Source organism: Ensifer sp. NM-2 (assembly GCF_003024455.1).
Lineage (GTDB): Bacteria > Pseudomonadota > Alphaproteobacteria > Rhizobiales > Rhizobiaceae > Ensifer > Ensifer canadensis.
On sequence record NZ_PVZR01000018.1, the window covers coordinates 133,602 to 159,659 of the forward strand.

The 26,058-nt window shown below is 61.4% G+C and carries 28 protein-coding genes; 17 read left to right on the forward strand and 11 right to left on the reverse strand.

Going from position 1 to position 26,058, the window contains the following annotated elements; all coding sequences use genetic code 11:
• Window positions 1-43 precede the first annotated feature (43 nt).
• Window positions 44-598, forward strand: coding sequence for an alpha/beta hydrolase (locus tag C6558_RS28610; RefSeq protein ID WP_025427148.1), 555 nt, complete (start codon window positions 44-46; stop codon window positions 596-598).
• A 91-nt stretch (window positions 599-689) separates the two neighbouring features.
• Entirely contained in the window at window positions 690-3,242 is a 2,553-nt protein-coding gene (locus C6558_RS28615; protein ID WP_051509167.1) for an EAL domain-containing protein, read from the forward strand.
• Window positions 3,243-3,299: 57 nt separating this feature from the next.
• Here the strand turns inward: C6558_RS28615 and C6558_RS28620 are convergent, their stop codons facing one another.
• A complete protein-coding gene (locus tag C6558_RS28620) occupies window positions 3,300-3,614 on the reverse strand; it encodes an ATPase inhibitor subunit zeta (protein ID WP_025427150.1) in 315 nt (104 codons plus the stop codon).
• Between the two features lie 335 nt (window positions 3,615-3,949).
• Here C6558_RS28620 and purC point away from each other — a divergent pair, with 335 nt between their 5' ends.
• The 4 genes from purC (at window position 3,950) to C6558_RS28640 (ending at window position 6,393) form a co-directional block, all read left to right on the forward strand.
• Window positions 3,950-4,714, forward strand: a complete 765-nt coding sequence (gene purC / locus C6558_RS28625; protein WP_025427151.1) for a phosphoribosylaminoimidazolesuccinocarboxamide synthase — start codon at window positions 3,950-3,952, stop codon at window positions 4,712-4,714.
• Between the two features lie 32 nt (window positions 4,715-4,746).
• Window positions 4,747-4,989, forward strand: a complete 243-nt coding sequence (gene purS, locus C6558_RS28630) for a phosphoribosylformylglycinamidine synthase subunit PurS (protein ID WP_025427152.1) — start codon at window positions 4,747-4,749, stop codon at window positions 4,987-4,989.
• A 269-nt stretch (window positions 4,990-5,258) separates the two neighbouring features.
• Window positions 5,259-5,930 carry a phosphoribosylformylglycinamidine synthase subunit PurQ gene (purQ, locus tag C6558_RS28635; RefSeq protein WP_025427153.1) on the forward strand — a complete coding sequence of 224 codons (672 nt, stop codon included), beginning with the start codon at window positions 5,259-5,261 and terminating at the stop codon, window positions 5,928-5,930.
• 55 nt (window positions 5,931-5,985) lie between these two features.
• Entirely contained in the window at window positions 5,986-6,393 is a 408-nt protein-coding gene (locus C6558_RS28640) for a hypothetical protein (protein WP_025427154.1), read from the forward strand.
• Window positions 6,394-6,533: 140 nt separating this feature from the next.
• On the opposite strand, the gene C6558_RS28645 is transcribed toward C6558_RS28640, so the two are convergent.
• Window positions 6,534-6,788 (reverse strand): DUF1127 domain-containing protein, encoded by a 255-nt coding sequence (locus C6558_RS28645; RefSeq protein WP_025427155.1) that lies wholly within the window; start codon window positions 6,786-6,788, stop codon window positions 6,534-6,536.
• An 82-nt stretch (window positions 6,789-6,870) separates the two neighbouring features.
• Between C6558_RS28645 and C6558_RS28650 the strand changes: the two genes are divergently transcribed.
• The 8 genes from C6558_RS28650 (at window position 6,871) to C6558_RS28685 (ending at window position 14,968) form a co-directional block, all read left to right on the forward strand.
• Complete coding sequence (locus tag C6558_RS28650) at window positions 6,871-8,289, forward strand: PLP-dependent aminotransferase family protein (protein ID WP_025427156.1); 1,419 nt, start codon at window positions 6,871-6,873, stop codon at window positions 8,287-8,289.
• A gap of 106 nt (window positions 8,290-8,395) precedes the next feature.
• On the forward strand, window positions 8,396-8,578 hold the full coding sequence (locus C6558_RS41085) for an acyloxyacyl hydrolase (protein WP_371412312.1): 183 nt from the start codon (window positions 8,396-8,398) through the stop codon (window positions 8,576-8,578).
• A 196-nt stretch (window positions 8,579-8,774) separates the two neighbouring features.
• Window positions 8,775-11,015: a phosphoribosylformylglycinamidine synthase subunit PurL gene (gene purL, locus C6558_RS28660; RefSeq protein WP_025427157.1), complete on the forward strand. Its 2,241-nt coding sequence runs from the start codon at window positions 8,775-8,777 to the stop codon at window positions 11,013-11,015.
• 19 nt (window positions 11,016-11,034) lie between these two features.
• Complete coding sequence (locus tag C6558_RS28665) at window positions 11,035-11,268, forward strand: BolA/IbaG family iron-sulfur metabolism protein (protein ID WP_025427158.1); 234 nt, start codon at window positions 11,035-11,037, stop codon at window positions 11,266-11,268.
• Between the two features lie 7 nt (window positions 11,269-11,275).
• Window positions 11,276-11,518, forward strand: coding sequence for a hypothetical protein (locus tag C6558_RS28670; RefSeq protein ID WP_025427159.1), 243 nt, complete (start codon window positions 11,276-11,278; stop codon window positions 11,516-11,518).
• 135 nt (window positions 11,519-11,653) lie between these two features.
• Window positions 11,654-11,992, forward strand: coding sequence for a Grx4 family monothiol glutaredoxin (gene grxD / locus C6558_RS28675; RefSeq protein ID WP_025427160.1), 339 nt, complete (start codon window positions 11,654-11,656; stop codon window positions 11,990-11,992).
• A gap of 392 nt (window positions 11,993-12,384) precedes the next feature.
• Window positions 12,385-13,620, forward strand: coding sequence for a multidrug effflux MFS transporter (locus C6558_RS28680; RefSeq protein WP_025427161.1), 1,236 nt, complete (start codon window positions 12,385-12,387; stop codon window positions 13,618-13,620).
• Window positions 13,621-13,738: 118 nt separating this feature from the next.
• Window positions 13,739-14,968: a multidrug effflux MFS transporter gene (locus tag C6558_RS28685; RefSeq protein WP_107028034.1), complete on the forward strand. Its 1,230-nt coding sequence runs from the start codon at window positions 13,739-13,741 to the stop codon at window positions 14,966-14,968.
• A gap of 72 nt (window positions 14,969-15,040) precedes the next feature.
• Here the strand turns inward: C6558_RS28685 and C6558_RS28690 are convergent, their stop codons facing one another.
• The 5 genes from C6558_RS28690 to C6558_RS28710 form a co-directional block, all read right to left on the reverse strand.
• Complete coding sequence (locus C6558_RS28690; protein ID WP_025427163.1) at window positions 15,041-15,865, reverse strand: inositol monophosphatase family protein; 825 nt, start codon at window positions 15,863-15,865, stop codon at window positions 15,041-15,043.
• On the reverse strand, window positions 15,862-16,746 hold the full coding sequence (ttcA, locus tag C6558_RS28695) for a tRNA 2-thiocytidine(32) synthetase TtcA (RefSeq protein WP_025427164.1): 885 nt from the start codon (window positions 16,744-16,746) through the stop codon (window positions 15,862-15,864). The genes C6558_RS28690 and ttcA overlap by 4 nt, the downstream gene beginning before the upstream one ends.
• Before the next feature lie 111 nt (window positions 16,747-16,857).
• Window positions 16,858-17,805 (reverse strand): glutaminase, encoded by a 948-nt coding sequence (locus C6558_RS28700; protein ID WP_025427165.1) that lies wholly within the window; start codon window positions 17,803-17,805, stop codon window positions 16,858-16,860.
• 161 nt (window positions 17,806-17,966) lie between these two features.
• Window positions 17,967-18,584 carry a 30S ribosomal protein S4 gene (gene rpsD / locus C6558_RS28705; RefSeq protein WP_025427166.1) on the reverse strand — a complete coding sequence of 206 codons (618 nt, stop codon included), beginning with the start codon at window positions 18,582-18,584 and terminating at the stop codon, window positions 17,967-17,969.
• Between the two features lie 227 nt (window positions 18,585-18,811).
• Window positions 18,812-19,339: a MarR family winged helix-turn-helix transcriptional regulator gene (locus C6558_RS28710; protein WP_025427167.1), complete on the reverse strand. Its 528-nt coding sequence runs from the start codon at window positions 19,337-19,339 to the stop codon at window positions 18,812-18,814.
• A 113-nt stretch (window positions 19,340-19,452) separates the two neighbouring features.
• On the opposite strand from C6558_RS28710, the gene C6558_RS28715 reads away from it, so the two are divergent.
• Window positions 19,453-19,788, forward strand: a complete 336-nt coding sequence (locus tag C6558_RS28715) for a cupin domain-containing protein (protein WP_025427168.1) — start codon at window positions 19,453-19,455, stop codon at window positions 19,786-19,788.
• Between the two features lie 86 nt (window positions 19,789-19,874).
• Here the strand turns inward: C6558_RS28715 and C6558_RS28720 are convergent, their stop codons facing one another.
• Window positions 19,875-21,389, reverse strand: a complete 1,515-nt coding sequence (locus C6558_RS28720; protein WP_025427169.1) for an ATP-binding protein — start codon at window positions 21,387-21,389, stop codon at window positions 19,875-19,877.
• Between the two features lie 255 nt (window positions 21,390-21,644).
• Between C6558_RS28720 and C6558_RS40070 the strand changes: the two genes are divergently transcribed.
• A complete protein-coding gene (locus tag C6558_RS40070) occupies window positions 21,645-21,803 on the forward strand; it encodes a hypothetical protein (RefSeq protein ID WP_156407977.1) in 159 nt (52 codons plus the stop codon).
• Here C6558_RS40070 and murI read toward each other — a convergent pair.
• The 3 genes from murI to C6558_RS28735 all read right to left on the reverse strand — a co-directional run bounded on the left by murI (window position 21,800) and on the right by C6558_RS28735 (window position 25,555).
• A complete protein-coding gene (murI, locus tag C6558_RS28725; RefSeq protein ID WP_025427170.1) occupies window positions 21,800-22,645 on the reverse strand; it encodes a glutamate racemase in 846 nt (281 codons plus the stop codon). The genes C6558_RS40070 and murI overlap by 4 nt on opposite strands.
• Window positions 22,632-23,477 carry an RNA methyltransferase gene (locus C6558_RS28730; RefSeq protein WP_025427171.1) on the reverse strand — a complete coding sequence of 282 codons (846 nt, stop codon included), beginning with the start codon at window positions 23,475-23,477 and terminating at the stop codon, window positions 22,632-22,634. Before C6558_RS28730 ends, murI begins: the two co-directional genes overlap by 14 nt.
• An 89-nt stretch (window positions 23,478-23,566) precedes the next feature.
• Window positions 23,567-25,555, reverse strand: coding sequence for an FUSC family protein (locus C6558_RS28735; RefSeq protein ID WP_057208679.1), 1,989 nt, complete (start codon window positions 25,553-25,555; stop codon window positions 23,567-23,569).
• A 267-nt stretch (window positions 25,556-25,822) separates the two neighbouring features.
• Here C6558_RS28735 and C6558_RS28740 point away from each other — a divergent pair.
• Window positions 25,823-26,058: isocitrate/isopropylmalate family dehydrogenase (locus C6558_RS28740; protein WP_245449233.1), on the forward strand; the 236-nt coding region annotated here is incomplete at its 3' end.

Sequence of the window (26,058 nt, forward strand, 5' to 3'; positions counted from 1 at the left end):
ACGCCTTGACTTCGACGATTTTCGACGCCACATCGCGGCCATTATGAAACTTTCCGACGCCCATATCCTCATCGTTCCCGGCTACACCAACTCCGGCCCTGACCATTGGCAGTCACGCTGGGAGAGAAAAATGTCCACCGCCCGCCGCGTGGAGCAGGCCGAATGGGCCAAGCCCGTGCGCGAGGATTGGGTGGCGCGCATGGTCGAGGAGGTCAATGCCGCTGAAAAGCCGGTGGTCATCGTCGCCCACTCCCTCGGCGTCGCGACCGCGGTCCATGCCCTGCCCCACATCGAAAAGAAGATCGCCGGCGCCTTCCTGGTGGCTCCGCCTGACGTGGCCAATGCCGCGATCCGTCCGAAGCATCTCATGACATTCGGCCCCTATCCCCGCGATCCGCTGCCGTTCCCGTCGCTGTTGATCGCAAGCCGCAACGATCCGTTCGGCTCCTATGAGCATGCCGACGAAATCGCCAAGTCCTGGGGCTCGCTGTTGGTGGATGCGGGGGAATCCGGCCACCTCAACACCGAGTCCGGGCATGGCCCCTGGCCGGAAGGCACGATGGTCTTTGCGCAGTTCCTCAGCCGCCTCCAACCCTGATCGCACTGCGAATAAGACGACTCGGCATTAATCCGAAGTTCATGGTCCGCGATCATCATCTGCCGGCAACAAATGCTGGATCGTGGGATACGTGACCGGACCGAAAGATCCCATCAGGAGCGAACGCCGCGCGCCGGCGAAGCTGAATATCGTGACGCAAGCGGCGCTGGACCAGCTGCCGGTGGCGGCGCTCGTTTTCAATGAACAAGCGTCAATCGTTTCGGTAAACCCCTATGCCAGCGAGCTTCTGCGTCTTCCGCCGGCAGAGTTGCTCAACCGTTCTCTTCGTGACCTTGTTCACCCCGACGACCATCACCTGCTGAGGCCGACCGGGACGGTGCGATCTTCCGCGTCCGCCCAGACGATCCGCTTGCATGGAGCAGCCGATATCGTTTCGGTGGTCTGCACTTCCTATGCAATGGCGGACGGTCGCATGCTGCTGATGCTGCCGGTCGACCACTTGATCGCCGAGATCGCGGGGCTTCGCAACGACGAGACGCGGTGGAAGTATGCGCTGGAAAGCGCACTTGAAGGCGTCTGGGATCACGATTTTTCGACCGGAAACCTCTTCTATTCCGCCACCTGGAAGCGCCTGCGTGGTCTGGCTGATGACGCCGAGGTCGATGGCGCGCTCGATCGCTGGATCGAGAATGTGCATCCGGACGACCGCGCGCATGTCATGGCCTCGATCGGACGCCAGGATTCTGGAGAGGTCACGTACAACACCTTCCAGTACCGCGAACGCCATGCGGACGGACACTGGGTCTGGATCGAAAGCCGCGGCGCATCCGTCGCCTATGGGCCGGACGGCAAGCCCACTCGCATCATCGGCACCGACACCGACATTACGCCGCGCAAGGAGGCCGAGGCGCGGCTGGAGGAAATCTCGCGGCGCCTGAGACTTGCCCTCGACGTATCGAAGATCGGGGTCTTCGACCATAACCTTGAAACCCAGGAGACGCTTTGGGACGAACGTATCCTCGGTATTTATGGGCTTGACCCCAAAGCCGGCGCGCCCAGCGGCCGCAGTTGGGAAGATATGCTCCACCCCGACGACCGCGAAAAGGCGATCGCCCGCGTCAATGACGGCGTCGCCGCGGGTGCACCCTTCACCAATGCGTTCCGCATCGTCCTGGCGAATGGAGAAATCCGGCACATTCGCGCCAACACGGCGTTCTATGTCGACCGCGATGGCACCCGCAAACTGATCGGCGCGAACTGGGACGTAACCGAAGACATCGCGCTGCAGGAGGAACTGCGCAAGGCCAAGGCCGCAACCGAGGCCCGCAACCGCGAGCTTGAGGAAGCGCGCATCCGTATCGAATACAACGCGTTGCACGACTACCTGACGGACCTGCCGAACAGGCGCTATCTCGACCAGATACTGGCGGACGATCCGACGCTCAACGCTATCCTCCACCTCGATCTTGATCGCTTCAAGCAGATCAACGACACGCTCGGGCATCAGGCCGGCGATGCGATGCTGACCCATGCAGCCGCAATCCTGCGGTCTCATGCCGACCAGGACGATTTCATCGCCCGCATCGGCGGCGACGAATTCGTGATCCTCTGTCGGCGCGGCCGCGGGATGGACGAGCTTGGAGATCTGGCCGCCCGCATCGTCCATGCCTTCCGCCGGCCCATTCCCTATGACGGCCAGCTTTGCCGGCTCGGGGCCAGCATCGGCATTGCCTGGAGGGGCGAGGTCGAGACGGATCCCAAGCAACTGCTGATGAATGCAGATATCGCGCTCTACCGGGCCAAGAGCCTCGGCCGCGATCGCTTCGAGGTGTTTTCCGAGCAGATCCAGAACCAGATCCTCAGCGCCAAACGCACCGGCGACGATATCCGTCAGGCGATCGAAGAAGGCCAGTTCGTGCCCTACTATCAGCCGCAGTTCGACGCCCACTCGCTGGAGCTCACCGGCGTCGAAACTCTGGTGCGATGGGACCACCCGGAACGCGGAATTCTTCCTCCGAGCCACTTTCTGAAGGTAGCTGAAGAGATCAACGCCCTGCCCGCGATCGACAGGAACATCGTCGAGATGGCCTATGCCGATTTTGCGGCCTGGGGGCGTGCCGGTCTGACCGTCCCCAAGATCTCGGTCAATGTCTCCTCGCGCAGACTGCGGGACCCGAGCCTGATTTCAGACCTTCGCGCCATGAACATCCCGCCTGGTGTCATGTCTTTCGAGCTCTTGGAATCCATCTTTCTTGACGATCTCGAAGACGAGATTGCCGCGACGATCGCCGCGCTCAACACGCTCGGTATCGAGATCGAAATTGACGACTTCGGCACCGGCCATGCCTCGATTATCGGCCTGCTCAACCTGAACCCGGCCCGCCTGAAGATCGACCGGGCGCTGGTGGGGCCGATCAACGAAAGCGCCAAGCAGGCAAAGCTCGTTCGTGCCATCATCGACATCGGGCATTCGCTCAATATCAAGGTGGTGGCCGAAGGTGTGGAAACGTGGGAGCACGCGGCGATACTGAGGGAGCTTGGCTGTGATATTCTGCAGGGCTACGCCCTGGCAAAGCCGATGAGCCGCCTCGATTTCGAACAGCGCATCAAGAGCGGCTGGAAACTGTCACCGAACGCGGATGCGCCGCCGGAAAAAGGGCGTCGCTACAAGGCGGTCAAATAAAAACCGCCCGACCTGAGGCCGAGCGGCGATATCATGGGCGTATGATAGCCTCGAAGATCAGCTGCTCTGGACTTGCTCGATGGCGACGCCGAGAAGCTCGAGCATGCGCACACGGATCTGCTCTTCGCTCTGGGCAACGCCGGCAGCGTCGAAATCGGCCTTGATCTTGCGCACAACGTCCTCGTGGCCGGCCTCTTCGAAATCGGCCACAACGACTTCCTTCGCATAGGCCTCTGGGTCGCTCTTGCCGAGCAAGCCGGCAGCCCAGAGACCAAGAAGCTTGTTGCGGCGCGCCTCAGACTTGAACCTCAGTTCCTCGTCCAGCGCAAACTTTGCTTCGAAGGCCTTTTCGCGATCCTGCATCGTCGTCATCAATTGATCTCCCGTGAGAATTCCATGCCGGAAATAGTTATGGCCATAAACCAAAACAGTGGTCAAAGTGCAATGCGAAGTTTTCTCGTTTCGTGACTTTCGTGGTACCGTAAGCATGTCGCGCAAAAGTGCGCAGCGGTTTTGCGACAACGGCATGCGAAAAACCAAAGAACGGATGCGCAAGGAGCGAATCTGAAAGGTTGCGACACGCTTTAGGTAAATCAGGGGAAGGGAAGATACGCCGATTGTGAAACGCGTTCTTTTCAGCTATGGACGCCGTGAGAAGACTCCACTAGCGCGACCCAAGTGCGCCAACAACCACAGAGACAATATCCATGAATCGTCGCCGCCGTATCTACGAGGGCAAGGCAAAGATCCTCTATGAGGGTCCCGAGCCGGGCACGCTGATCCAGTTTTTCAAGGACGACGCGACCGCCTTCAACAAGAAAAAGCATGACGTCATCGACGGCAAGGGTGTGCTGAACAACCGGATTTCCGAGTATATCTTCACGCATCTGAACCGTATCGGCATTCCGACGCACTTCATTCGCCGCCTGAACATGCGCGAGCAGTTGATCAAGGAAGTCGAGATCATCCCCCTTGAGATCGTCGTGCGCAACGTTGCTGCCGGCTCGCTGGCAAAGCGCCTCGGCATCGAGGAAGGCACCGTCCTCCCCCGCTCGATCATCGAATTCTACTACAAGGCCGATGCTCTTGATGACCCGATGGTCTCCGAAGAGCACATCACCGCATTCGGTTGGGCAAGCCCGCAGGAACTCGATGACGTCATGGCGCTTGCCATCCGCATCAACGACTTCCTGACCGGCCTGTTCCTCGGCGTCGGCATCCAGCTCGTCGATTTCAAGATCGAGTGTGGCCGCCTGTTCGAAGGCGACATGATGCGCATCATCCTGGCGGACGAGATTTCGCCGGATAGCTGCCGTCTGTGGGACATCGAGACCAAGGAAAAGCTCGACAAGGACCGCTTCCGCCGTGATTTGGGCGGGCTGGTCGAGGCCTATCAGGAAGTGGCTCGCCGTCTCGGCATCATGAACGAGAACGAGCCTGTGCGCGGCACCGGCCCCGTTCTGGTCAAGTAATTTCTGGTCAAGTTAGTTCGGGGAAAGTGAAAGTGATCAAGGCACGTGTAACCGTGACGCTGAAGAATGGCGTTCTCGATCCGCAGGGCAAGGCAATTGAAGGTGCGCTCGGCGCACTCGGCTTCGACGGCATCGGCCAGGTCCGCCAGGGCAAGGTCTTCGATCTACAGATCGAAACCGGCGACAAAGCCAAGGCCGAGGCCGACCTCAAGGCGATGTGCGAAAAGCTGCTCGCCAACACAGTGATTGAAAACTACACCATCTCCCTCGCCTGATGGCGGCGGAGTGCCGCGGATGGCCTGACGTGAAGGCCGGCGTGATCTGGAAATAATGAGGAGGCCCATCTGACATGGGCCATCCTCACGCAGATCAGCCGAAACGACATCGAAGGGGCATACTGTCCGCGGCTCGATGGTTTCGAAATAGCAGGATGCGCAGTGCATCCAATATCGGCCCGAGCGCGTCAAATTGCGCTTCGGCCGCATCGGAAACCGCCTCGAATTGCATGAGCTTCAAGAGGCGCAGGCAGGGTTTGAACCGCACCATGAAGTCAGCCGTCGTCCAGCTTCCAGGCCTCAACCGCGATCGCGACATGATCGCTGCCCTCACCAAGATCTCCGGCAAGGCGCCCGTAACCGTCTGGCAGACCGAAACGGAGATCCCTGATGTCGACCTGATCGTCATCCCCGGCGGTTTCTCCTACGGTGACTATCTGCGCTGCGGCGCGATTGCCGCGCGCATGCCGGTCATGCAGGCGATCAAGGCGAAGGCCGAAAAGGGCGTGAAGGTCCTCGGCGTCTGCAACGGTTTCCAGATCCTGGTCGAGGCCGGTCTGCTCCCGGGCGCGCTGATGCGCAACGCATCGCTCAAGTTCGTCTGCCGCGAGGTCAAGCTCGAAGTCGTCAACGCCGACACCGACTTTACCCGCGCCTATTCCAAGGGACAGATCATCCGCAGCCCGGTTGCGCACCACGACGGCAACTACTTCGCCGACGCGGAGACCCTGAAGACGATCGAAGGCAACGGCCAGGTCGTGTTCCGCTACGCCGAAGGCACCAATCCGAATGGCTCGATGGGCGATATTGCCGGCGTGATGAACACGGCCGGCAACGTGCTCGGCATGATGCCGCATCCGGAAAACCTGATCGAGGCGGCTCATGGCGGCGCCGATGGTCGCGGCATCTTCGCTTCGGCTCTCGAAGTAATCGCCGCTTAACCGTCGCGCTGATAGAAGGCATCCGACCATCCCCGTAACGCAAGCGAGACCGTCGATGCCTTCCATGTTTTCTAGACGCCTGACCGGCCCTGCTTGCGCGGCGTTCGCCCTGACGCTTCTGGCGTCCTGCCAAACATCGCGCCCGCCGGCGCCGACGGCAAGCTCGGCAGCCCTGCCGACAATGGAACGCGTGGCGCTCGGCGCCAACAGCTGCTGGTTCAAATCGGGCGATGCTGCCTTCAAGAACTACCGGCTTGCCCCTGAACTCAATTCCTTCTCCGGACGTCCCCGCATCCTGATCGTGCCGCGCAAGTCGCCGGAAGCACGGCCGCTTGCCGTCATCCAGGCGGAAGGCCAGCCGGCGCGGTTGCAGGCGTTCGGACCGCTCATGAGCGAACCGGTCGCCACCCGCATGAGTGCAGATATCCGGCGTTGGGCCGCTGGCGGCCAGGGCTGCAATTAATCCAGGCACCGGTTGAGAGTTCGGACGCTGTTGGCTGGTGCCCTCAGCGTTCGCTGATGCGCGTCGCAATCTCTAGGGCATACGGCGCTTTGTTCGCATGCCGCTATCGCAAAACCACCGCACGCTTTGTGTGATGCCCGTTAACGCCAGAACGCCACGGACGATTCCCGCCGGGCATCCTTCTCGCAGACCCCGATATCGATCAGTTGCCAATCGCTCATCTCTTCGAGAGCTAACCGGCTGCGTCTCTTGGCGGCCAGGAAACAATAGAGCCGCCAGAGACGTTGAAGCGCGTTCTTAGCACTCCCCGAGATTTCGACATCAAACCCGATCTTGCGACGCGCGCGAGGGGCCTTTTTCACGACTGCCGAGCAAATTGTATCAATTGTACTCATTGTAGGCTCCAATGCATCGATTGCTATCATTGCATTGGTGATAATTGACATATTTCGCTGTGTAATCTAGGTAATTGTCACTATGACAAATTGGCTCCCGGACATTCAGCAGGGTCATGGTCCGCTTTATGCGCGGATCGCCGACCAGATCGAACAGGCAATTGGCGAAGGCGCCCTGCCCGTCGGCGCAAAATTGCCGCCGCAGCGCAATCTCGCCTATGACATTGGTGTCACCATTGGTACCATTGGACGCGCCTACAATATCGTGCGCGAACGCGGCCTCGTCAGCGGCGAGGTCGGGCGCGGAACCTATGTTCTCGATCACCAGGAAAGCCGCCCGCCCGAGCAGGCCGATCCGCTGACCACATCCTTGGCCGGCACCCGGCCGCTGATTGCACCCGCCGGCAAATTGCGCTTCGACAGCACCGCGGCGCCGGACATCGGCCAGGGCTTTGTCCTGAGTGAGCTCTTGAGCGAGATCAGCCGCGATCACCACGCCGACATTGCCAGCTACGCGCGCAATTTCCCGGATCACTGGTTTGAGGCCGGATGCCAATGGCTGGCGCGCGGCGGCTTTCGTCCCTCGCCTGAAACGATCGTGCCGACGCTCGGAGCGCACGCGGCTGTCATTGCCGTGATCGCGGCAGTCACCTCGCCCGGCGATCGTATCGCCTTCGAGACCTTGACCTATTCCCAGGTCAGCCGCAGCGCCGGCTTGATCGGGCGCCGCACGACCCTGATGGAATCGGATGAATTCGGCCTGATTCCCGAGGATTTCGAGCGGGTCTGCGCGCAGCAGCATCCCAAGCTCGCCTTCCTTATGCCAAGCGCGCAGAATCCGACCGTTGCCGTCATGCCGCTCGCCCGGCGTCAGGCGATTGCCGATATCGCCCGCAAGTACGGTGTCTGGCTGGTGGAGGACGATCTCTACGGCGCCATGACCGGCGATCCGACGCCGCCTTTAGCGGAGCTTGCACCTGAGCGGACCTTCCTGGTTGGTGGTCTTTCAAAGTCTGTTGCTGCCGGTGTGCGCGGCGGCTGGGTTGCCTGCCCTCCCCATTTCAGCCAGCGCATTCGCATTGCCCACAAGATGGTCAGTGGCGGCCTGCCGTTCATCCTGGCGGAGCTGTGTTCGCGGCTGGTGCTTTCCGGAGCGGCCACTATTCTGCGCGGCAAGGGTATCGAAGAGATCCGGGCGCGCGAGGCGATTGCCCGCGAAGTGTTCGATGGCATCGAGTTCAGCTCGCATCCGTGCGTTCCCTTCCTCTGGATGAAGCTGCCGGAACCGTGGCTTTCCGGCACATTCAAGCAGGCTGCACTGCAGGAAGGCGTGCTCGTCGACGACGAGGACGAATTCAAGGCCGGCCGGGCGGACCGCGTCTTTCACCGTATCCGTATCGGCTTTTCCTCACCGGCCGACCGTGCCGAAGTGCGCAACGGCTTCCAGACTTTGCGGCGGTTGCTCGACAGCGGACGAGTGGGTTACGACAGTTTCGACTGATAACCCGGTGTCCCGTATGTTTTAGCAGTCTTGTGTAGATCGATTCGCCTCAACAATTCGGCATGCCAGCATTGCTTTTTCTTCGTTCATCCCACCGCCTCGCGACATCGTCGCTTGTTCTCGTCAGTTTGCTTTCGACAGCGCCTGCGAATATGCCGCAGCCGGATTCAGATTAAACGAGCATTGGAACCTGTCGGCAACGGTGGCGCATGCCTCGCATGCCGAACTTTGCGGCGGCCCCAACGATGGCTCGACCCGTGCCGATCTCGCACTCGGCTACAAGTTCTGACAGGTCGGCACCACCTGAGGCGCGTGAGGGCATCAAAAAGGGCGGCAACCGTTGTTGATCGCCCGTATTTTTCTGTCGCGCCGCGCCGCAGCATACGCTAAAGAAGCGGCAAAGCGCCCCCTGTGTCTGTTGCGGTTCGCACGCGCCATATCCCGTGGAAGGATTGCGCGCCGCCCGAAGGATTTGACGGTCGACGATGACGATTTCCAACACCCGCCCCATCACCCCGGAACTCATCGCCTCGCACGGGCTCAAGCCCGACGAATACGAGCGCATTCTCGGCCTGATCGGACGCGAGCCGACCTTTACCGAGCTCGGCATTTTTTCGGCGATGTGGAACGAGCACTGCTCCTACAAGTCTTCCAAGAAGTGGCTTCGCACGCTGCCGACCAAGGGCCCGCGCGTCATCCAGGGTCCGGGTGAAAACGCCGGCGTCGTCGACATCGATGATGGCGACTGCGTCGTCTTCAAGATGGAGAGCCACAACCATCCGTCCTATATCGAGCCCTACCAGGGTGCTGCGACCGGCGTCGGCGGCATCCTGCGCGACGTCTTCACCATGGGCGCCCGTCCGGTTGCGGCGATGAACGCCCTGCGCTTCGGCTCGCCGGATCACCCGAAGACCCGCCACCTCGTTTCCGGCGTCGTTGCCGGCGTCGGCGGCTACGGCAATTCCTTCGGTGTTCCGACCGTCGGCGGCGAAGTCGAGTTCGATGCCCGCTATAACGGCAACATCCTCGTCAACGCCTTTGCCGCCGGTCTCGCCAAAAGCGATGCGATCTTCTACTCCAAGGCCGAAGGCGTCGGCCTCCCGGTCGTCTATCTCGGCGCCAAGACCGGCCGTGACGGCGTCGGCGGCGCGACCATGGCCTCGGCCGAGTTCGACGAATCGATCGAGGAAAAGCGCCCGACCGTGCAGGTCGGCGACCCCTTCACCGAAAAGTGCCTGCTCGAAGCCTGCCTCGAGCTGATGCAGACGGGTGCCGTCATCGCCATCCAGGACATGGGTGCAGCCGGCCTCACCTGCTCGGCCGTCGAAATGGGCGCCAAGGGCGACCTCGGCATCGAGCTTAACCTCGACACCGTGCCGGTGCGCGAAGAGCGCATGACCGCTTACGAAATGATGCTTTCGGAAAGCCAGGAGCGCATGCTCATGGTGCTTGAGCCGGCCAAGGAAGAAGTCGCCAAGGCGATCTTCGTCAAGTGGGGCCTCGATTTCGCGATCGTCGGCAAGACCACGGACGACCTGCGTTTCCGCATTCTGCATCAGGGCGAAGAAGTGGCGAACCTGCCGATCAAGGAACTGGGCGACGAAGCGCCGGAATACGACCGTCCCTGGACCCCGGCCAAGGTCCCGACCGCGCTTGCGACCAACGACATCCCGCAGACGGACGTTGCTGATGCGCTCGTGCAATTGGTCGGTTCGGCCAACAATTCCTCGCGCCGCTGGGTCTACGAACAATACGACACGCTGATCCAGGGCAACTCGCTGCAGCTGCCGGGCGGCGACGCCGGCGTTGTGCGCGTCGAGGGTCACCAGAGCAAGGCGCTGGCCTTCTCCTCCGACGTGACGCCGCGTTATGTCGAGGCGGATCCGTTCGAAGGCGGCAAACAGGCGGTTGCCGAATGCTGGCGCAACCTGACGGCAACCGGCGCGCTGCCGCTGGCAGCAACCGACAATCTCAATTTCGGCAACCCGGAACGTCCTGAGATCATGAGCCAGCTGGTCCATGCCATCAAGGGCATCGGTGAGGCCTGCACCGCGCTTGATTTCCCGATCGTTTCCGGCAACGTCTCGCTCTACAACGAGACCAACGGCCAGGGAATCCTGCCGACCCCCACCATCGGCGGCGTCGGCCTGATCAAGGACTGGTCGAAGATGGCGCGCATCCGGTTTGCCGCTGCCGGCGAAACGATCCTGCTTGCCGGCGCGCCGGAAGGCCTCGGTTCGCACATCGCCCAGTCGGTCTACATGCGCGACGTCCATGGCCGCACTGACGGTCCGGCGCCGCATGTCGACCTCGCACATGAGCGCAAGGTCGGTGACTTCGTCCGTGGGCTGATCGTCGACGGTCTGGCGACATCAGTTCATGACTGCTCGTCCGGCGGCCTGGCTCTCGCCGTTGCCGAAATGGCGATGGCTTCGGATATCGGCGCGACCGTGGATGTGGTCGAAGGTCATGATCCGATTGCTGTTTTCTATGGCGAAGACCAGGGACGCTACGTGCTGACGGTTGCGGCCGGTAACGTCGCTGCCGTTCGCGCCCGTGCGGAAAAGGCAGGCGTTGCCCTGCCGGAAATCGGCAAGACCGGCGGCGATGCCGTCAAGCTCGGTGCAGCGCGCGCCGTCGCAATTCAGCAATTGCGCTCGGCCCATGAATCGTGGTTCCCTGACTTTATGGACGGCTCCAGCAACGCTGCTGCTGCCGCAGAATAATAAAGGGAGTTGGCATATCATGCCCATGGCACCAGGCGACATCGAAGACATGATCAAGGCAGGAATTCCCGGCGCCAAGGTCACGATCCGCGATTTGGCCGGTGACGGCGACCACTATGCCGCCGAAGTCGTGGCCGAAGTCTTTCGCGGAAAGACCCGCGTGCAGCAGCACCAGATGGTCTACAACGCATTGAAGGGCAACATGGGCGGCGTTCTGCACGCCCTTGCCCTTCAGACCAGCGCGCCGGAGTAAGGCTGGAATGGCCGACCTGATCAAGGAACTGGTCAGTGGCGTTGTCGACAGCGCGCTGAAGGAAATCCTGAAGAAGACCGGCGTCAAGCGGACCGCGACGAAGCGGACCAAGCGCCGGACGCGCAAGGCGGCGACGGGTGGCATTCTAGGGGATATCCTGGAAGCCGCCATCGGAAAGCCGGCCAAGAAACAGGTGAGCCGGCGGCGAACCGCCAGCGCACGCAGCAAGACCCGTCGCCGTTCGGCCTGAGCAGTTGTATTAAAACCACATCTTGAGGCCCATCAATATTTGTTGCACTTGGGTGATGAAAATCACCGATATGCATGCTATCTAAGGCCCAATCGATATCCGGTCCTTGAAACCGGGCGCAGGAAGGATGAAAAGATGAGCGGAATTCACGAATTCATCGCGAACGAAGTCAAGACCAACGACGTGGTGCTCTTCATGAAGGGTACGCCGCAGTTCCCACAGTGTGGGTTCTCCGGCCAGGTGGTCCAGATTCTCGATTACATCGGCGTCGACTACAAGGGCATCAATGTCCTTGCCGACGCGGACCTGCGTCAGGGCATCAAGGACTATTCGAGCTGGCCGACCATCCCACAGCTTTACGTGAAGGGTGAATTCGTCGGCGGTTGCGACATCGTCCGCGAAATGTTCCAGGCTGGCGAGCTCCAGTCGCACCTGCAGGAACAGGGAATCTCGGTCAAGGGCGCCGCTGCCTAAGTCAGGCCGCCAACTCCGATCTGGTCGGAAAAGGCGGGTGACCGCCTTTTTTGATTCCGGAATTAAATCCGGATCGTCTAATTTTCGTTGTTCTTTACTAGGCGGAGCACACTCACGCTCTGTCATGAAGTGGTCGCGATAAAGCGGCATAAGCAGCCTGAAAGGGCGTTCGCCCGTTCCCATGCTCCGGCTTGGCCCGGCTGCCCATCGCCGATAGTCCCTTTCGCTTCACATCGGATGCCGCCTGCACCGCTGCGCCGGACCAGGCCCGTCCCCTCAACTGTTCTCGACATGCCGACCGGCATTTTGCCAGCCGACGTCGCCTCTTTCCGGAACAAACTCCGGTCTTGACCTATTTCGGTTGCGTCCGGCGCGCCGCAAGGATTTTGCCTATGACGAGCATGACAGACGAAGCGGCCGCTCCCGGCCTCAGCAAATTTCAGTTCATCGCCTTGATGGCGATGCTGATGGCGGTCAATGCCGTGTCGATCGATATCATGTTGCCCGGCCTGCAGGAGATCGGCGCCAGCCTTGGTGTAACCGACGAAAACCATCGGCAATATGTCATCACCGCCTATCTTATCGGTATGGGCGTGGCGCAGCTTTTCTTCGGCCCGTTGTCTGATCGATTCGGCCGCAAGGCGCCGCTGCTCGTCGGCCTCGGCATTTATGGTGTCTGCGCGATCGCAATCGTCATCGTGCCGACCTTCGGCGCGCTGCTGGCGTTGCGCTTCGTCCAGGGCATCGGTGCAGCCGCGACCCGTGTTATTACCGTGTCGATCGTTCGCGACGTCTATGGCGGCCGTCGCATGGCTGAAGTGATGTCGCTGATCATGATGGTGTTCATGATCGTGCCGGTCATAGCGCCGAGCGTCGGCCAGTTGATCATGATCTTTGCCGAATGGCACATGATCTTCGTCGTCATCGCGCTCTTTGCCTTCACGATCGCAACGCTTGTGGTGTTCCGGCTTCAGGAAACGCTGAACCCGGATCATCGCCGCGCCTTTACCCCTTCGGTCATCCTCAGCGGCTTCAAGATCGTCCTGACGAACCGGCTGTCGCTGTTCTATACGCTGGCGACATCCGTTATCCTCGGGGCGCTCTTCGGCTTCATCAACTCTGCCCAGCAGATCCTGGTCGGGGTCTATGGGCTGGGCCTGTGGTTTCCGGTCGTGTTTGCGGCATTTGCCGGGATGATGGCGGTCGCGTCCTTCACTAATTCGCAGCTCGTTCGGCGCTTCGGCATGCGGGCGCTGTCGCATGCTGCCCTACTCGGCTTCACGCTGGCGAGCTTCCTCTGGATGGCGGCGTCGCTTTATGGTCCGGTGCCCTTCCCGCTGTTCGTGGTGCTCTATGGCGCCGCCATGTTCCAGTTCGGGCTGATCGCGTCGAACTTCAATGCGATGGCGATGGAGCCGCTCGGCCACGTCGCCGGCACGGCCTCCTCGGTGCTCGGCTTCACCCAGACCATCGGCGGCGGCGTCATCGGCGCCTTCATCGGCCAGGCTTTCGATGGGACGGCGACACCGCTCGCGATCGGCTACTTCACCGTCGCGGCGATCGGCGTCGTCTTCGTCCTCATCGCCGAACGCGGAAAGCTGTTCAAGGCACACAATCCGGCAGGCTGACGATAGCCTGCCGGCCGATTATTCCTCCCAGATCTGCTCTTCACGGGTTCGCACAATGACCACGATCACCACACAATCCGAACATGTCGACGGGGTTTCGGGCGCGGCCCGCCTCAATATGGGCCTCGTCGAATTCATCATCACCATTGCCGTCATGACGGCGAGCGTGGCAATCGCCATCGACAGCATGCTGCCGGCATTACCGAGCATCGGCCAGTCGCTGAGCGTCGCCAACTCCAACGACACCCAGCTCGTCATCGGCGTGTTCTTCCTTGGCTTCGGGCTTTCGCAGATCTTCTTCGGCAGCCTTTCCGATACGTTCGGACGTCGCGCCGTGCTGCTCGGCGGCCTTGCCTTCTTCACCGTGTCGATGTTTGCCGCCGCCCTGACCCAGAGTTTCGAAATGCTGCTGGTCCTGCGCTTCGTCCAGGGCATCGGCGCTGCCGCCGTGCGCATCACCACCATGGCGATCGTGCGTGACTGCTTCGGTGGTCGCGAGATGGCGCGGGTGATGTCCTACGTCATGATCGTTTTCATGATCGTTCCGATCGTCGCACCGTCGATCGGTCAGCTCGTCATCCTCTACGCCAACTGGCACTGGATCTTCATCCTGATCGGCATCGTCGGCGCTGTCCTCTTCGTCTGGGCACTGGCCCGCATGAAGGAATCGCTGCCGAAGGAAGAGCGCCTGCCGCTTTCCGTCTCATCGGTCGCATCCGGCTTCAAGACGGTGCTGACCAACCGCATCACCTGCGGCTACATGATCGGCATGACGATGTTCACCGCGGTCATCTGCGCCTACATCGTCACCGTCCAGCAGATCTTCGGCGAGGTCTATGGCCTCGGCGAGTGGCTGCCGATCGCCTTTGCCGGCACTGCCGGCGGCATCGCCGTTGCCAATTTCGCCAACGGCTTCTTCGTGCGCAGCTTCGGCATGCGCCGCATCTCGCACGTGTCGATGATCCTGTTCACGCTGATTTCCGTGATCGGCTTTGCCATGTCGCTCTGGGGCACGCCGGCATTCGTCATCAGCTACCTGATGTTCTCGGTTCTTCTGATGTTCTTCGCTGTCATCGCCACCAACTTCACCGCGATCAGCCTGGAGCCGATGGGTCACCTTGCCGGAACGGCGACCGCGATCACCGGTTTCGTCTCGACGACCGGCGGCGCACTGCTCGGTGGCGCCGTCGGCCAGTTGTTCAATGGCACGCTGCAGCCGTTGCTCGGGGGCTTTGCCCTCTTCGGGCTCGTGACGATCCTGGCCACCCTTTGGGCCGAAAAGGGCAAGCTCTTCACCCATCCCGGCGACAAGGATGTCTCGCTCGACCACGGCGGCGGCCATATGTGATATCGACCTCACCAACAAAAAGCCCGCCTGGATCGCTCCAGGCGGGCTTTTCTGTTTCGACGATGTCGGTGTTTAGATGGTGAAGACTTCGCGACGCAGCGTTTCCCAGCTGTCCTTGTCGGTCGTCAGCAGCAGGCCGCCATTGAGGTGGGCAGGCAGATAGGGCGCGCCGTCGAAGCGTGCGGCATAGGCACCCGCCTCCTGCGCGATCAGTGTGCCGGCCAGATGATCCCAGGGCATCAGCTTCTGGTACATCAAGAAGTGGATGTAGCCGCCGGCAAGGATGCGATACTCGTGCGCGGCGCACCGGTAGCTGGTCGCAATACGGACCTTGGCCAAGTTGGCCATGACTTCGCGCCGCGCCTCTTGGCTGTAGAAGCCCGTCGAGGCGCCGCCGACCATGCTTTCAAGCGGAACGCCTGCAGTCACCGACATGCGCTCCTGCGAGCCGTCAGGACGGCACATCCAGGCGCCGGAGCCCTTCTCGGCGATTACCCAGTCGTTGCCAAGCGGGTCGTAGATGATGCCGGCAACGGTCTCGCCCTTGGACACGACGCTCGCCATGACGCCGAACAGCGGCAGGCCGGCTGCGAAGTTAAAGGTGCCGTCGATCGGATCGACGACGACGGCGAGATCGGCGTCTGCCAGCTTGTCGAGCAGCGCCGGATCGGCAGCAACGGATTCTTCGCCGATGAACACGGCGCCTGGCGCAATCTCATCCATGCGTGCCTTGATCAGGCGCTCGGCTGCCTCGTCGCCCTCGGTGACGAGATCGATCGCTTCCGACTTCATCCGGACATCGCCCGCGCCGAGATTACGAAACCGCGGCAGGATTTCTTTGACCGCAGCCTCCTGCAGCAGATTGGCAAGGGCGGCGATGTCGACGGAATGGCTCATTCTTTGGGCTCCGGCGAGAGGGACTGGAAGTCGAAAAGCTTGGGGTCGAGCAGATGCGAGGGGTTCACATGGCCGAGCGCCCGCAGCATCGTGTCCTTGCGGCCCGGCATGCGTCGTTCGAGGTCGGCAAGCATTGCCTTCATGGCATTGCGCTCAAGGCCGTCCTGCGAGCCGCAGAGGTCGCAGGGAATGATCGGAAATTCCATGGCAGTGGCAAATTTCGCCAAGTCGTCCTCTGCCGCATAGGCCAGCGGCCGCAGCAGCATCAGGTCGCCTTCGTCGTTCAGAAGCTTCGCCGGCATCGAGGCGAGCCTGCCGCCGTGGAAGAAATTCATGAAGAACGTCTCCAGAATATCCTCGCGGTGATGGCCGAGCACCAGCGCATCGCAGCCCTCTTCGCGCGCGATCCGGTAAAGATTGCCGCGGCGCAGCCGCGAACAGAGCGAGCAATAGGTGGCGCCTGTCGGCACCTTTTCCTTCACGATCGAATAGGTGTCGCGATACTCGATACGGTGCTTAACGCCGATCGAGGCCAGGTATTCCGGCAGGATATGCTTCGGAAAATTCGGCTGCCCCTGATCGAGGTTGCAGGCGACAAGCTCGACGGGCAGCAGCCCGCGCCATTGCAGGTCCATCAGCAGTGCCAGCAGGCTATAGCTGTCCTTGCCGCCTGAAATCCCGACCAGCCAGCGCTTGGCGCCCTTCAGCATGCCGAAATCGTCGAGCGCCTGGCGCGTCTGCCGCAAGAGCCGCTTGCGCAGCTTGTTGAAGGAGACCGACGACGGCATGCGTTCGAAGATCGGATGAAGACCCGTCTCGATATCGCCGTCTTCAACGGCATTGTCGATTGCGTCAGGCGAAAGGGCTGGCGAATGATCCATGGCAACGATCCTGGAATGGCCGGCTCGGGAAGGAGAGCGCACGGCACGTCACGGCCAGCACTTGCCCCGTTCCATCCGCAAGATCAAGGGAAAACGGCCCTTCGTCCGAAATCAGGAGCCAAACACCGACCAACCGGTGCGGGCGGCCAACATCTCCAGCGCCAGCGATCCCAACAGCGAATTGCCGTTCTCGTTCAGGCCCGGCGACCAGACGGCGACGGAGGCCTTGCCGGGTGCGACCGCGAGAATGCCGCCGCCAACACCGCTCTTGCCGGGCAGACCGACGCGATAGGCGAAATCGCCCGAGCCGTCATAGTGGCCGCAGGTCAGCATCAGCGCGTTGATACGTCGGGCCCGCTGGCGCGATACGACGGAATGGCCGGTCAGCGGGTTGGTGCCGCCGGCTGCCAGAAACAGGCCCGCCTTGGCGAGCTGGCTGCAGGTCATTGCCAGAGCGCAATGGTGGAAATAGACGCCGAGCACATGCTCGACCGGGTGATCGAGCCGGCCGAAGGAGCGCATGAAGTTGGCAAGCGCGAAATTACGGAAGCCGGTCGCCGTCTCGGAGCGCGCGACCTCGTGGTCTATGACGATGGCATCGTCATCTGCGAGATAACGAACGAACTGGACGATCTCGCCGATCAGTTCGCGCGGCGTGTGGCCGGCAAGGATCAGGTCGCTGATGGTGATCGCGCCGGCATTGATGAACGGGTTGCGCGGCTTGCCGCCTTCCTGCTCGAGCTGGACGATCGAGTTGAAGGCCGAGCCTGAAGGTTCGCGGCCGACGCGGTGCCAGATGGTCTCACCGTGCTTGCCGAGCGCCAGCGTCAGGGTGAATACCTTGGAGACGCTCTGGATGGAGAACGGCACCTCGGCGTCGCCGACCCGGTGCACCTGCCCGTCGGTGGTGACGATTGCCATTCCGAAGTGTTTCGGAGAAACGCGCGCAAGCTGTGGGATGTAGTCGGCGACCTTGCCCTCGCCGAGCCGTGGCGTCAGCTCGCGGTAAATGTCCTCGATGATCGCCTGCAGGTCCTGCGGCGTCTTCTGCTCCGGCATGCGATTTCCCCTTCGTCGCGCGAGCCATTGTCCCGCCGAGGCGACCAAGTCCCCGTCGCGGAACAAGACGCGCGGCAGATCAAACAGCCACGTATCTGAAGAGACAAAAAAACCGCCCGTTTCCGGGCGGTTTCGATCGTTCACAAGGCCAGAGCCTCGGATTAACGCGAATAGAATTCGACGACGAGGTGCGGTTCCATGACGACGGCGTAAGGCACGTCGGAGAGAACCGGAACGCGGACGAAGGTTGCAACCATCTTGTTGTGGTCGACTTCGATGTAATCCGGAACGTCGCGCTCAGCGAGCTGAACGGCTTCGAGAACCGTAACGAGCTGCTTGGACTTTTCCTTGACTTCGATGACGTCGCCCGGCTTGCAACGGTAGGAACCGATGTTGACGCGAACGCCGTTAACCTTGACGTGGCCATGGTTGACGAACTGACGTGCGGCGAAAACGGTCGGAACGAACTTTGCGCGGTAGACGATCGCGTCGAGACGCGATTCGAGCAGGCCGATCAGGTTCTCCGGGGTGTCGCCCTTGCGGCGGTCAGCTTCGGCGAAGATCGCACGGAACTGCTTTTCGCGGATGTCGCCGTAGTAGCCCTTGAGCTTCTGCTTGGCGCGCAGCTGCACACCGAAGTCCGAAAGCTTGGACTTGCGACGCTGGCCGTGCTGGCCCGGGCCGTATTCGCGGCGGTTAACCGGCGACTTCGGACGGCCCCAGATGTTTTCGCCCATACGGCGGTCAATTTTGTACTTGGACGATTCGCGCTTGCTCATCGCATTTCCTTTCAGTCGGTTACACCGGTCTGTTGCCAAACCGGATCAAGGAAACACGCCCTCCTCTGAACCCATTTTGAGAGTTCTGACAGGATTCTCACGATCACGCTGCCGGAGAAACCACGGGACATGTCAAATGAAACACCGGACATTTCTGCCCGGCGTTGGGGCGGCTTTAGGGCTTCCAGCCGCCATTGTCAAACGAAATCACCGTATTCGGCACCATTTCAGGCAGGGTCGCCAGCCTGTTGGTTTTCCAAGGAAACAAGCAGCGTTTTCAATAGCGCTGCCAGTGCTGCGCGTTCCTCCGGCTTCAGACCTGCGATATAGCGCGCCTCGCTCGCCATGTCAGCCCGAAACGCGGCTTCGGCAAGCGCTATGCCCTTCTCCGTCAACCCAACCACGCTGCTGCGTCCATCCGATACCGAGCGCTCGCGCAGGATCAGCCCCGCCTTTTGTAATCGATCGAGTCGATGTGTCAGTCCGCCTGACGAAATCATCAGCAATGTATAAAGGTCGGTCGGCGTGAGGCGATACGGTGGGCCGGAGCGCCGGAGTGTTGAGATCACGTCGAATTCGCCGCGGTCGAGACCGAAGGAGGCAAAGGTTTCCTCGATCGACGGACGCACGAGATTAGAAAGCCGATAGGCCCGCCCGAGGATGGTCATTGGCTCCGTATCGAGATCCGGCAATTCGCGATCCCATTGCGCGCGCAACCGGTCGACGTGGTCCCTCTCCTCTTGCTCATGCTGCATTATCAACTCCGCGGTGTTTGGCAATATATCTTGACGAGAAGATATTTTTACATAATATCTTCTCGTCAAGATAATTCATTCGAACCGGTAAACCAACCCCGATGGAGGCCAGCATGTTTCATGTCATTCCCCGTGCAGAGCAGAAACAGAGCCCCAACCGGACGATCCTCTTTGAAGGGGGGCAGTACGGCACGCCGGTTTCGCTTTTCCTGATGGATGCGGAGCCTGGCCAAGGGCCGGCGCTTCACGTTCACCCCTATCCGGAGACCTGGCTCATTCATTCGGGCGAGGCGGAGTTCACGGTCGGTGAGCAGACGCTCATCGGCAAGGCCGGCGACATCATCATCGTCGATCCCAGCACGCCGCACCGTTTCGTCAACAGCGGCAACACCCGGCTTGAGATGACCTGCATCCACGCGTCCGACCGCGTGATTCAGGAGTGGGTTTGACGCCCCGCAAGCGACGGGTGGCGTTGTGCATCGGTACCGTCTCGTCTTCAAATACTTGGAATTGAAGCCTCGGGCGGAGGACGTGCCTATTCAGCTGCAGCGGCGGACGGATCCATTGCATCCGGCCCGTTGGCGTCGCCCGGCGCCGTTTCGTGGCCGAGGTCCGGAAAGGCGACTATACGCTTGCCGGTGAAATCGGCATGGACGACAACGAGCCCATTCTCCTCGAAATAGCCGAGCAGGCGTCTGGCGCGTCGTGCGGAATGGGTGCCGTAGGCGCGCGCGATCATCGCGTCCGACGGACAGGCAAGGCCGCGCACGGCCGCCTGCGCCATCATCAGGAACACGCCCTGCAGGTCCTCGGTGACGCGATCGGCAAGCCGGAGCGCCGACGCCCAGGCCTCTGTCGCCGCAGTCTCAGTGTCGACGCCGGAGCGGGCAATTGCCATCTTGCGCCGAAATGCGCTCAAGGACAGGGCTGCTCCCGGCACGCGGCGAATCCGGCAGCGCACGAGGAAATCCTGGAACAGTTCGGCATCCGGCCGGAACGCGGCATCGGGATTGGCGAGAATCTCGGTAAACAGACCGTCCAGCAGCGCACCGCGCTCCTCCGCCGACATTTCCGGCTGGGCTGGCCTGGTTTCCACCGGGGCGACCGGTTCGGGGCGCGGCCGGGAAAGCTCCGCGAGAATATCGGTTGCCGGGCGCGGCGGCGGTACGGCACGGCGCATGATCGGCCGCGTCAGTTCGTCGGCGTCAGGCGTGAAGATCAGGTCTTCCACGTCCTGCGGCGCTTCCGGCAGCGGCATCAGCTTCGGGCTCGTCGAGCGTGCTGAAGTCTCGACGGCACCGATCGTCACCTTCAGCGGCCGGCGCGACAGCGCCGGGCCAAGGGCGACGAAGGAGCCGCGCTTCAGATCGCGGAACATTTCGGCCGTGCGGCGATCCATGCCGAGCAGGTCGGCAGCGCGCAGCATGTCGATATCAAGGAATGTGCGGCCCATCAGGAAGTTGGACGCCTCCGCCGCCACGTTCTTGGCAAGTTTTGCCAGGCGCTGCGTGGCGATGACGCCGGCAAGTCCACGCTTTCGGCCACGGCACATGAGGTTGGTCATCGCGCCGAGCGAGATCTTGCGGACTTCTTCGGTGACGTCACCAGCGACCGACGGCGCAAACATCTGCGCTTCGTCGACCACCACGAGTACGGGATACCAGTATTCCCGATCCGCATCGAACATGGCGTTCAAGAAGACGCCGGCGCTGCGCATCTGCTGTTCGATGTCGAGACCTTCGAGCGAAAGCACGCAGGAAACTCGGTGCTGACGAATGCGCGTGGCAATGCCGATCAGCTCAGCGTCCGTGCGCTCACCCTCGACGACCACATGGCCGAACTTGTCGGCAAGTGTGACGAAATCGCCCTCGGGGTCGATGATGCATTGCTGCACCCATGGCGCAGACTGCTCCAGCAACCTTCTTAGAAGGTGCGATTTTCCCGAACCGGAATTGCCCTGCACCAGAAGACGGGTGGCCAGAAGCTCTTCGATATCGAGCGAGGCCGAGGTCCCTTCGGACGTCGCTCCCATGTCGATGCCGACCTTCATTTCCACCTCTTCATTTTGGATTGATTCGCGACCATGCTGAGTTCGCCAAACGAGCGACACCTAGCACGGTTTTGCCGGCGGTCATGCAACCGCTGCAGAAAACCCACAGGGAATACCGCGTTGTGGACCATGGAAAGATCGGCCAGTTCACCCGGTTGTTTGCGCGGAAACGTTGAATAAACCTATTGATACATCTTTAACAAGCGCCTGCCCCGGCCCATACGTCTTTGAGCGACCGGGATTTCCGGGCCACGAATGGATCAGAACGAGACCGAAAACCACTTCCAGATGAACTACGAGGATGGTCAACGCATCGTCTCGAAAAAGGAATCCGCGCAATCAGGCCGCGCGAACTTCCTGATTGCGATTGCGCTCGCCGCGTCGATTGGCGTCCTGCTGGCGATCTTCTTCTAGCCGATCGTTTCGCTGGCGGCCGTCTGTTCGGGGGTAGTGACGTTCGACATGACGGTCAGGCCGAAGCCCTGCATCAGCCGGCGTGTGGAAAAATCGGGATTTCCCGAAGTGAAGATCGCCGGGTCCTCGCCGTTCAACGGCTCAAAGCCGTCGGGCAGCGGCACGAGCGAGCGGGCCCGCCGGGCGATGGCCTCGGCTGGATCCAACCAGTCGACCGGCCAGGGCGCCAGCTTGCGGAACAGATTGGCCAGAAAGGGATAATGCGTGCAGGCGAGAACGACGATATCGGTCTTGCGGCCATCCATCTCGATGAAGCACGGGGTGATCTCGGCCAATACCTCCGCATCATCGAGCTTTTCGCCGCGAATATAGGCCTCGGCCATCTTGGCGAGGTTCTCCGATCCGACCAGGCGGACATGGCATTGGCTGGCGAAGGACTGGATGAGGTCGCGCGTATAGGCGCGCTTGACCGTGCCTGGTGTCGCAAGCACGGAAACCAGCCCCGAGCGCGTGCGCTCGGCCGCCGGCTTGATCGCCGGCACGGTGCCAACGAAGGTCATCTGCGGAAAGGCGGCGCGCAGATCGGCACCGACGAGGGTGAATGCGGTGTTGCAGGCAATCACGCAGATTTCGGGATCGTGCTCGGCCAGCAGCCGGCCAAAGAGCGCGATGACATGGGCGCGCAAGGCCTCTTCCTCCCAGCCGCCATAGGGGAAGCCGGCATCGTCGGCGATATAGATGAAATGCCGCTCCGGCATCAGCACCCTCGCCTCGCGCAGCACCGTGAGCCCGCCGATGCCGCTGTCGAAGACGAGAATGGGTTTCAGTTCAGTCGCTGTCACCGCTGTCTGATACTTTCTTGTTGTGCTCGGCCCTGCTGTGATCAACGGGAGCGCCGGAACCTCGGGGATGTTCACGCGAAAACCGATCGAGCGACGAAATCACGCCGCGCAGCACCCGGATTTCCGTTTCGGTAAAGGCTGGTCTGGTCAGAACTGTGCGCAGATTTTCGACCAATTTCGGCTTTTTGTCGGCGGAGCGGAAATAGTTGCGCGCTTCCAGCGCATCCTCGAGGTGATCGAACAGGCCCTGCAGATCGTCTTTCTTCGCCGGACGCTGCTCCAGTGCCTGGAACGACGTCTGGTCTTCGCTTTCCATGCCCGTCTTCAGCCACTCGTAGGACATTAGCAGCACCGCCTGGGCGAGATTGAGCGAAGCGAAAGCCGGATTGACGGGGAACGTCACAATCTCGTCGGCAAGCGCCACTTCCTCGTTCGTCAATCCGGTGCGCTCGCGGCCGAAGATGATGCCGGTCGCCTCGCCGGCTACGAAGCGCTGTCTCAGCGTGCGCGCCGCCACTATCGGCGAGCGAACCGGCTTGTAGCCGTAACGGTCGCGCGCCGTTGTCGCATAGACGAAGTTGAGGTCGGCGATCGCCTCTTCCAGCGTGTCGTAGAGCTTGGCGCCTTCGATGACGTGGTCGGCGCGGCTGGCGGCAGACTGCGCCTTTTCGTTCGGCCAGCCATCGCGCGGGTTGACGAGGCGCAGTTCAGACAGGCCGAAATTGGCCATGGCGCGGGCAACCATGCCGATATTCTCGCCGAGCTGCGGATAGGCGAGAATGATCGCCGGTCCTTCGGTCAGGAGTTCTCGTTCGCTGTTGGTGCCTGCCATGTCTTTCGCCTTCGCCTTCTGTTCGGCGCTTCCCTCGCACAAAAGACCGGAAAATTAAAGTCCGGCCGACATGCTGAGGACTGCGGGCATCACGGTGTAGCCGGATGCAGACGGCTGAGGGAGATGCCGATCATCTCCAGCCCCAGTTCCGCATCGTCCTTCGATATCGGCAGATGTCGGCTGACTGGCCCGGCGACGCGGCCGCCGTCGTAGAAATAGCCGGCCCCTTTCTCCGCGATCGAGCGAACCAATGTCAGATTTTCGTCGATGTCGGTGTGGAACGTGGAGCCGACGGCGTCGGCCTCGTCGGCAACGCGACGGGCAAACACGCGCGCCCAATAGGTGCACCCCATGAAGATCGCCAGCGTCTGCCTGACGTGGCCGGGGCGCGTGACAAGCTGCCAGGAAACGCCAAGGGGCTTGGCCGCCGCGGCAAGCTCGCGGTAGGCGCGGTCGACGGACTGCGACCGCGCAATCAGCGCCATGCCGGAGGCGCCCTCCTTCGCCGCTTGCAGCAGTCCTGTCAGTTCGCCACACCAGGCCTTGATCGCGAGATCAAGCGATGTTCGCGTACGGGTCGGGAAAACCACGAAGGCAACCACAGTACCGGCGATGGAGCCGATCAGGGTTTCCTCCAGCCGCAGCTGCAGCAGCTGTGGGGTCAGCACGCCCATCAGGCTGTAGAGCAGCGACAGCACGATAGAGACGAAGAAGGTCATCGACGCATAGGAAACTGCGAGGAAATAGAACGCGAGAAAGATGCAGAGCGCACTCAGCGGCAGCACCAAATAGATGTTTCCGGCAACCAGCGTGCCGGCGACGATGCCGACCACGATGCCAAATAGCGTACCGGCCGAGCGCTGTAGCGCCTTGACCGCCGTATCGCCGCGCGAGCGGGTGTTGGTAAAAACGAGAAAGGCAGCCAGCACCGCCCAGAACCATCGGTCGCGCGACAGCATCAGCCCGAACACCATGGCGATGCCGGCGGCGAGCGTGATCTGGATGGCCGTTTTGAGCGCCGGATTAGACACTGTCAGCTTTGGACGCGTGGACGCCGGGGCAACGGCTCGCTCCACCGGATCCTCGAGATCATGCGCGTCGAGTTTTTCCAGGCTATGGGCGAGGCGCTGGCGAACATTGCGCAGCCACGAGAGCGCCTTGACGGTCTCGACAAGCCGCTCGTTCGTGCGGTCGATGCGCGCCGTCTCCGCTTCGATCTCGGCGGAGTTGCGCGTAAGCATCGCTTCGACCAATGCGACCGGAGGCATGGCCTGAAGGCTCAGCACGATGACGCTTTCTGCCGCCAGATGCAGGTCGAAAAGGTTGATCACCACATCCGACGAGGCAAGGCCGGGCTCGGGTTCCGGGCGTCGGTTCTCGGTCGGAATGAAACTTTCCGCCATCAGCACCGCCTCCTTGAGGCGCTCTTCCCTCCGGTGCAGCCGGGTGCGATCCGTCTCGATCAGGGTCGGTTTGCGTGCGACATCGACCAGCTCCTCCAGCATCTGGTCGACGCGCTGCTGGACGCTGGCCGCAGCGCGCATGAGGTCGCGATAGCGGTGGTCGGGCAGAAGCACGGTGCGGACCAGGTGGGCGACCATGGCCGAAACCGCTGCACCGAAGACCAGTGCGGGCAACTGGTCAATCGTCGGACGCAGATAAGCTCCGATGAAATAGGACATGAAGGCGAACATGCCGACGGCAAACCATCTCGGCCCGAAGGAGCGACAATAGACCGCCAGGAAGATGATCGACAGGAAAACGACATCGGAGACGTAGCGGTGGCTCTCCAGCACCGAGGCCAGCGCGACCATCGAGACGCCAACGATGACGGCGATTATACGGGTCACGAGCTGTTCGCCGTGCGTGCGGTCGCGGACGGCAAGGCCGCCTTCGATCGAGAGCGAAACGGCAAGGCCGTAGGCTGCCGGCGGCAATGGCGCCACGAGATAGTGGAAGGCCATCAGCAGGCAAACCGACGAAACGATCGTCGCGGTGATGCGCGTCGCCTGGCGCAGCCGGGAAAAGGCAGGATCATTGGCGAGAAGCCAGTCGCGCACGCGGGAGCGAATTTCCATCGGATGCCTTTTGCCTGCTACGGTGACCATCGACGCGTCACCGCTTCTTCTTGATTAACGCTGCCTCCGATCTTTTCAAGGCGCAGGCCGGCTTAAACCAGTCCAAAACCCATCCTCGGCCCCTGCCCGCCGGTCGATCGAGTCTCCACCCAAAGTTTCAGCCAAGCATGCTTTGCCTTGCCGTTTCACAATGCTATAGGGCTCTGGATTTTTCTAAAGAGGAAGGGACATCGCTCCCGTTGTCCCGCTAAGCTACGAGGCATATTCATGGCAAAGATCAAGGTCGCCAATCCGGTCGTCGAACTCGACGGCGATGAGATGACCCGCATCATCTGGCAGTTCATCAAGGACAAGCTGATCCATCCCTACCTCGACGTCGATCTTGAGTATTATGACCTCGGCATGGAAAACCGCGACGCCACCGACGACCAGGTGACGATCGATGCAGCCAACGCCATCAAGAAGCACGGCGTCGGCGTCAAGTGCGCCACGATCACCCCGGA